This window comes from Tropicimonas sp. TH_r6, from assembly GCF_033101155.1.
In the GTDB taxonomy this organism is placed as follows: Bacteria; Pseudomonadota; Alphaproteobacteria; order Rhodobacterales; family Rhodobacteraceae; genus Tropicimonas.
The window spans coordinates 1-309 of the sequence record NZ_JAWMPX010000106.1; the positions used below are offsets into that span (position 1 = coordinate 1).

1 protein-coding gene is annotated in these 309 nt (G+C 51.8%); it reads left to right on the forward strand.

Features of this window, described 5'->3' with window-relative positions; translation table 11 throughout:
* Window positions 1-238, forward strand: a 238-nt coding sequence (locus tag R3X27_RS25590; protein ID WP_317711736.1) for a hypothetical protein, incomplete at its 5' end; no start/stop codon positions are given.
* Window positions 239-309: the final 71 nt, after the last annotated feature.

Genomic DNA, 309 nt, shown 5'->3' on the forward strand with positions numbered 1-309 from the left:
TAGAACTGACGAGAAGAAGCCGAGGTTGAGCATCGTATTGTCACAGCAGAACAAGGCTAGGATCGACCGGGTTGTCGAACAGATGGGAGCGGATTCCATCACTGAAGCTACCAAGGATGCCTTTCGTCTGCTGGAGTATTTTTTGAAGGTCGCCGATCAGAAGGGGCAATTTTACATCAAGATGCCTAGTGATGACGCGCCCAAGCAGCTGGAAATTTTTGGAATTACAGACAAGTAGGTCGTTACAGCCGTCGCCCCGTGGGCGACGGCTGTCTCAGTCCCCATTCTTCCGAACTTTGCGTCTCCGAG